This is a genomic window from Pseudomonas sp. FeS53a (genome assembly GCF_000931385.1).
Lineage (GTDB): Bacteria > Pseudomonadota > Gammaproteobacteria > Pseudomonadales > Pseudomonadaceae > Metapseudomonas > Metapseudomonas otitidis.
This window is the reverse complement of sequence record NZ_JYFT01000003.1, coordinates 1-6,447: the sequence shown is the minus strand read 5'-3', so window position 1 is coordinate 6,447 and position 6,447 is coordinate 1. Positions and strand designations below refer to the sequence as shown.

Genomic DNA, 6,447 nt, shown 5'->3' with positions numbered 1-6,447 from the left:
CCCCCTTCCAGCGTCGCCCCCAGCCCGCCCTCCAGCTTGCGCCWCAGCAGGCGGATGGCCGCCTTGCGCACCAGCGCGCAGCGGTACAGGCGGATCTCCAGCGGCACGTGCCAGTGCGGCCCGCCGCACACCACCAGATCCCCCCGCGCCAGCGCCGCCTCGGCACTGAAGCGCGGCACCCAGGCCACGCCCAGGCCCTGCAGCGCCATGCTCTTGAGGCTGTCGGCCATTGCCGTCTCGTACACCGTGGTGGAACGCAGGGCCCGCTGGCGCAGCAGCAGGTTCACCGAACGCCCGAGGAAAGCCCCGGCGCTGTAGGCCAGCAGCGGCACGCTCTGCCCGCTGTCCAGCTCGTAGAGCGGCTTGCCCTCCGCGTCCACCGCGCACACCGGCAGCATCTCGGTGCGCCCCAGGCTCATGGACGGGAACAGTTCCGGGTCCATCTGCAGCGCAGCGTCCGGGTCATAGAAGGCCAGGATCAGGTCGCAGCCCCCCTCCCGCAGCGAGTGCACCGCCTCCCCCACGTTGGTGGCGATCAGGCGGCTGGAGATGTTCAGCCCCTCGGCCCGCAACCGCGCGATCCACTGCGGGAAAAAGCCCAGCGCCAGGGAGTGGGCGGCGGCGAACTGCAACACCTCGCCCTGCTGGCCCTCCAGGTGGTGCAGGCGGCGCACCACCTCCCCCAGCTGCTCCACCATGCTGCGCGCGGTGACCAGGAACAGCTGGCCCGAGTCGGTCAGCTCGATCGGCGTGCGCGAGCGGTTCACCAGGGTCAGCCCCAGCGCCGCCTCCAGGCTGCGGATGCGCCGACTGAACGCCGGCTGGGTGACGAAGCGCCGCTCGGCGGCCTGGGAGAAGCTGCGGGTGTTGGCCAGGGCAACGAAATCCTCCAGCCATTTGGTTTCCAGGTTCATGGGGCCTTCCAGGGAATGCTCGATTTTGGTGCACACGCTTGCCAGCGAAGCGGCGTCACACCTGCATTATGCCGATTGTGCATAGGGCAGCGAATAACAGCATTGGTCTAAAAATGCCTGGAGCCTTAGATTAGCGGGCATCGCGGCACTAGCCGTGTTCTTCCAGAGATGAATCGCATCATGTCCGCTGCTGCATCCTTCCGCGTCGAAAAAGACCTGCTCGGTACCCTCGAAGTCCCCGCCGATGCCTACTACGGCATCCAGACCCTGCGCGCCGTGCAGAACTTCCGCCTCTCCGGCGTACCGCTGTCGCACTACCCGAAACTGGTAGTCGCCCTGGCCATGGTCAAGCAGGCCGCCGCCGACGCCAACAAGCAGCTCGGCCACCTGCCGGCCGACAAGCATGCCGCCATCACCGAGGCCTGCGCCCGCCTGATCCGTGGCGAGTACCACGACCAGTTCGTGGTGGACATGATCCAGGGCGGTGCCGGCACCTCCACCAACATGAACGCCAACGAGGTCATCGCCAACATCGGCCTCGAAGCGATGGGCAAGCAGAAGGGCGAATACAAGCACCTGCACCCGAACAACGACGTGAACATGGCGCAGTCCACCAACGACGCCTACCCCACCGCCATCCGCCTCGGCCTGCTGCTCGGCCACGACGCCCTGCTGGCCAGCCTCGACAGCCTGATCCAGGCCATCGCCGCCAAGGGTGAAGAATTCGCCCATGTGCTGAAGATGGGCCGCACCCAGCTGCAGGACGCCGTGCCCATGACCCTGGGCCAGGAATTCCACGCCTTCGCCACCACCCTGGGCGAGGACCTGGACCGCCTGCGTCGCCTGGCACCCGAACTGCTGACCGAAGTGAACCTGGGCGGCACCGCCATCGGCACCGGCATCAACGCCGACCCCGGCTACCAGAAGCTGGCCGTCGAGCGCCTGGCCGAAATCAGCGGCCAGCCACTGAAGCCCGCCGCCGACCTGATCGAAGCCACCTCCGACATGGGCGCCTTCGTGCTGTTCTCCGGCATGCTCAAGCGCACCGCGGTCAAGCTGTCGAAGATCTGCAACGACCTGCGCCTGCTCTCCAGTGGCCCGCGCACCGGCATCAACGAGATCAACCTGCCGGCACGCCAGCCGGGCAGCTCGATCATGCCCGGCAAGGTCAACCCGGTGATCCCGGAAGCGGTCAACCAGGTCGCCTTCGAAGTGATCGGCAACGACCTGGCCCTGACCCTCGCCGCCGAAGGCGGCCAGCTGCAGCTGAACGTGATGGAGCCGCTGATCGCCTACAAGATCTTCGACTCGATCCGCCTGCTCCAGCGCGCCATGGACATGCTCCGCGAGCACTGCATCGTCGGCATCACCGCCAACGAAGAGCATTGCCGCCGCCTGATGGAGAACTCCATCGGCCTGATCACCGCGCTCAACCCCTACATCGGCTACGAGAACTCCACCCGTATCGCCAAGGAGGCCCTGATCAGCGGCCGCGGCGTACTGGAACTGGTTCGCGAAGAGAAGCTGCTGGACGACTCCATGCTGGCGGACATCCTCCGCCCGGAAAACATGATCGCCCCGCGCCTCGTACCGCTGAAGGCCTGAGCCTTACCGTCTCACCAGGAGGGGCGTAGCCCCTCATTCCAGAGGATGGTCGTCTGACCATCCTTTTTTTTGCCTGTGGAAAAGTGCCCCACGTAGGGCGGGCTTCAGCCCACCATCGGAGCCCACCGCTGGTGGATCGATGAAACGCGATCCCCCTGCGGGTGCCGATCATTGCGTAGGGTGGATAACGCTCTTTTTATCCACCGACCGGACTCACACCCGACACCAAAGCCTCCCCCTGCGGCATCCGCACCTGCCAGCCGTAGCCCGGGCTTCAGCCCGGGGACCTGGAGCCGAACATCCCTGGGCTGAAGCCCAGGCTACGGGGGCTGCCCAGGCGTAGGGTGGGCTTCAGCCCACCATCCGGACCCGCCGCAGCTCCGCTGGTGGATCGGTGAAGCACGTCCCCTACGGGTGCCGGTCATTGCGTAAGGTGGATAACGCTCTATTTATCCACCGACCGGACTCACACCCGACACCGAAGTCTCTACGGCACCTACACCCGCCAGGCCCGGCGCAACACCCGCACCGCCTCGGCAATCTCCGGCTCGGGCACAGCGGCGAAGCCCAGCACCAGCCCGGCACGGTTATCCACAGGCTCGTCACTGTCCTCCAGCCAATAGCCGCTCAACCCGTTCATCTCCACCCCCGCCGCCCGCGCGGCGCCCAGCAGTGCCTGCTCCCGCGCCAGGCTGTCGACGCGGATGCACAGGTGCAGCCCCGCTTCCACCGCCGGCATCGGTGCACAACCGGGAATCGCCGCCGGCCAGTCCCGCAGCAAGGCATCGCGACGCGCCCGGGCGGCCTGGCGCATGCGCCGGACGTGGCGCTGGAAGTGCCCGGCGGCGATGAACTCCGCCATCACCGCCTGGGTGCCGATTTCCGAATGGCGCATGTCCAGGGCCAGCCGCCGGGCGAAGGGCTGGGCCAGGGCCGGTGGCAGCACCAGGTAGCCCAGGCGCAGGGCCGGGAAGGCGATCTTGCAGAAGGTGCCGACGTAGAGCACCCGCCCCTGCCGGTCCAGCGAGGCCAGGGGCGCCAGCGGCACCCCGCTGTAGCGGTACTCGCCGTCGTAGTCGTCCTCGATGATCCAGCCGCCCTCGCGCTCGGCCCACTCCAGCAGCTCCAGGCGCCGCGCCAGGGACAGCGTCACCCCCGTCGGGTACTGGTGGGACGGCGTCAGGTACACCAGCCGGCAGTTATCCACAGCGGACAGCGCCGGACAGACCAGCCCCTCGTTGTCCACAGGCACCCCCACCACTTGCGCGCCGGCCACCGCGAACGCGTGGCCCGCCGCGCGATAGCCGGGGTTTTCCACAGCCACCCGGTCCCCCGGCTGCACCAGCAACTGCGCACAGAGGCTGATGGCCTGCTGCGCACCGCAGGTGATCACCACCTGCTCCGCATCGCAGGCCAGGCCCCGGCTGCTGCGCAGGTAGGCCGCCACCAGCTCGCGCAGGCCCCGGTCGCCCGCCGGGTCGCCATAGCCCAGGCGCGCCAGCGACGGCTTGCGCCAGAAGCGCGCAGACAGTCGCGCCCAGGTCTCGAAGGGAAACAGGTCGAAGGCCGGCACGCCGATGCGAAAGGCCCGGGGCGCGCGCTCCGGCGAAGCCGGCAGGTGATGCCGCTCCAGGCGCTCCAGGGCCAGGCTCGGCGCCGGCCCGGGCGGTTCGGGCAGGGCCACCGGCGGGCTTGTGGATAACTCCACCACGTAGGTGCCGTCGCCCACCCGCCCCTCCACATAGCCCTCGGCGTAGAGCTGGTCGAAGGCGCGGGTCACGGTGTTGCGGGAGATGCCCAGCAGCGCCGCCAGGTCGCGGCTGGCGGGCAGGCGCGTGCGGCTGCCCAGGCGCCCGTCGAGGATGCGTTCGCGCAGCGCCTCGTAGAGCTGGCGGGACAGCCCCCGCGCAGGGTCCAGGCGGATGCCGGATAGGTCGACGGGCAAGGGGGGCGTGGCGGTCATGGCGGCCTCGATTGGCTCTATGAAAGTGGCGGCCAATGGATCTTACACAAGGCCAATTCCCTGCCTAGCATGAAGCCATCGCCGAGGAGACCGACCATGTACTGCCCCGCCGCCTTCCGCCAGGACGACCTGGCCCAGCTCCACGCCCAGATCGACGCCAGCGGCCTCGCACTGCTCACCAGCGCCGGCCCCCAGGGCCTGCAGGCGAGCCACCTGCCGCTGCTGCTGGCCCCCGGCGAAGGCGAGTTCGGCACCCTCTACGGCCACTTCGCCCGGGCCAACCCGCACTGGCGCGACCTGGCCGCTGGCAGCGAGGCCCTGGTGGTGTTCAGCGGCCCGGACGCCTACGTCCACCCCGGCTGGTACCCGAGCAAGGCCGAGCACGGCAAGGCGGTGCCCACCTGGAACTACATCGCCGTGCACGCCTGGGGCCAGGCCGAAGTGTTCGACGACCCCGAACGCCTGCTGGCCCTGGTGCGCCAGCTCAGCGACCGCCACGAAGCGCGCCAGGCCCGCCCCTGGTCCGTGGACGAAGCCCCGGCCGACTACCTGGCCAGCATGCTGCGCGCCATCGTCGGCTTCGCCCTGCCGATCCGCCGCCTGGAAGGCAAGTGGAAGCTCGGCCAGAACCGCTCCGCTGCCGACCAGGCCGGTGTCCGCGCCGGCCTGGAGGCCTCCGCCGACCCGCGCGACCAGGCCCTGGCGGCCCGGCTGCAGCCCACTTCCTGATCCTCAACCGAGCCCACAAGGACGCCCCATGAGCCTCGAGATCCGCCCCGTCACCGCCGATGACCACGCCGCCTGGCTGCCCCTCTGGCAGGGCTACCAGCGCTTCTACAAGACCGAGATTCCCGAGGCCACCAGCGCCGTCACCTGGCAGCGCTTCCTCGACCCGACCGAACCCATGCACGCCGCCCTCGCCTGGCAGGACGGCCGCGCCGTCGGGATGGTGCACTGCATCGACCACCGCAGCTGCTGGACGGTGGGCAACTACTGCTACCTGCAGGACCTGTTCGTTGCCGAGGGCCTGCGCGGCGCCGGCATCGGCCGCGCGCTGATCGAATACGTCTACGCCCGCACCGAGGCCGCCGGCGGCTCGCGGGTGCACTGGCTGACCCACGAGACCAACACCGACGCCATGCAGCTCTACGACCGCATCGCCAACCGCTCCGGCTTCGTCCAGTACCGCAAAGTCCTGTGAGGACCGCCCCATGACCGACCTCAGCCACTGGCAACCCCGCCCCACCCCCGACCACCGCGCCCTGCCCGGGCGCTTCGTGCGCCTGGAAGCCCTCGACCCGGCGCGCCACGGCGACGACCTCTGGCACGCCCTGCAAGGGCCCGGCCACGACCCGGCGCTGTGGAACTACCTGCCCTACGGCCCCTTCCCCGAGCGCGCGCCCTTCGACGCCTGGCTCGCCGGCCACGCCGCCAGCCGCGACCCGCTGTTCTACGCCGTTGTCGACCTGGCCAGCGGCCGCGTCACCGGCCTGCTCAGCTACCTGCGCATCGCCCCGAAGGACGGTGCCATCGAGATCGGCCACATCGCCTTCGGCCAGGCCATGCAGCGCTCGCCGGCCTCCACCGAGGCGGTCTGGCTGCTGGCCCGCCACGCCTTCGACGACCTCGGCTACCGCCGCCTGGAATGGAAGTGCAACGCCGCCAACGCCCGCTCCATGCGCGCCGCCGAACGCCTGGGGTTCCGCTACGAAGGGCTGTTCCGCCAGCACATGGTCATCAAGGGCCAGAACCGCGACACCGCCTGGTTCTCCATCATCGACGGCGAATGGCCCGCCGTGCGCAGCGCCTTCGAGGCCTGGCTGGCTGTGGATAACTTCGACGGCGAAGGCCGCCAGCGCCGCCGGCTGGAGGATCTGCGGCCGGCGTAGGCCGCACCCGGTGCCATCCCGCCCCGTTGCAGCCCGTCACTTCGATGGGCGACACGGGATGGCACCGGGTGCGGCC

At 69.5% G+C, this 6,447-nt stretch carries 6 protein-coding genes; 4 read left to right on the top strand and 2 right to left on the bottom strand.

Annotated features, from left to right (window positions below; genetic code table 11):
- Positions 1-914, bottom strand: a 914-nt coding sequence (locus SZ55_RS01210) for a LysR substrate-binding domain-containing protein (RefSeq protein ID WP_044400042.1), incomplete at its 3' end; no start/stop codon positions are given.
- 180 nt (positions 915-1,094) lie between these two features.
- On the opposite strand from SZ55_RS01210, the gene aspA reads away from it, so the two are divergent.
- The gene (gene aspA / locus SZ55_RS01205; RefSeq protein WP_044400038.1) at positions 1,095-2,519 is read left to right on the top strand and encodes an aspartate ammonia-lyase; all 1,425 of its coding nucleotides are present in this window, start codon (positions 1,095-1,097) and stop codon (positions 2,517-2,519) included.
- Positions 2,520-3,015: 496 nt separating this feature from the next.
- Here the strand turns inward: aspA and pdxR are convergent, their stop codons facing one another.
- Positions 3,016-4,482, bottom strand: coding sequence for a MocR-like pyridoxine biosynthesis transcription factor PdxR (gene pdxR, locus SZ55_RS01200; protein WP_044400035.1), 1,467 nt, complete (start codon positions 4,480-4,482; stop codon positions 3,016-3,018).
- A 96-nt stretch (positions 4,483-4,578) separates the two neighbouring features.
- On the opposite strand from pdxR, the gene SZ55_RS01195 reads away from it, so the two are divergent.
- Genes SZ55_RS01195 through SZ55_RS01185 form a run of 3 tightly spaced genes read left to right on the top strand, consistent with a single transcriptional unit; the run spans position 4,579 to position 6,371 of the window.
- Positions 4,579-5,211, top strand: a complete 633-nt coding sequence (locus SZ55_RS01195; RefSeq protein ID WP_044400032.1) for an FMN-binding negative transcriptional regulator — start codon at positions 4,579-4,581, stop codon at positions 5,209-5,211.
- Between the two features lie 28 nt (positions 5,212-5,239).
- Positions 5,240-5,683, top strand: coding sequence for a GNAT family N-acetyltransferase (locus SZ55_RS01190; RefSeq protein WP_044400029.1), 444 nt, complete (start codon positions 5,240-5,242; stop codon positions 5,681-5,683).
- A 10-nt stretch (positions 5,684-5,693) separates the two neighbouring features.
- Positions 5,694-6,371: a GNAT family N-acetyltransferase gene (locus SZ55_RS01185; RefSeq protein ID WP_044400026.1), complete on the top strand. Its 678-nt coding sequence runs from the start codon at positions 5,694-5,696 to the stop codon at positions 6,369-6,371.
- The last annotated feature ends 76 nt before the right edge of the window (positions 6,372-6,447 follow it).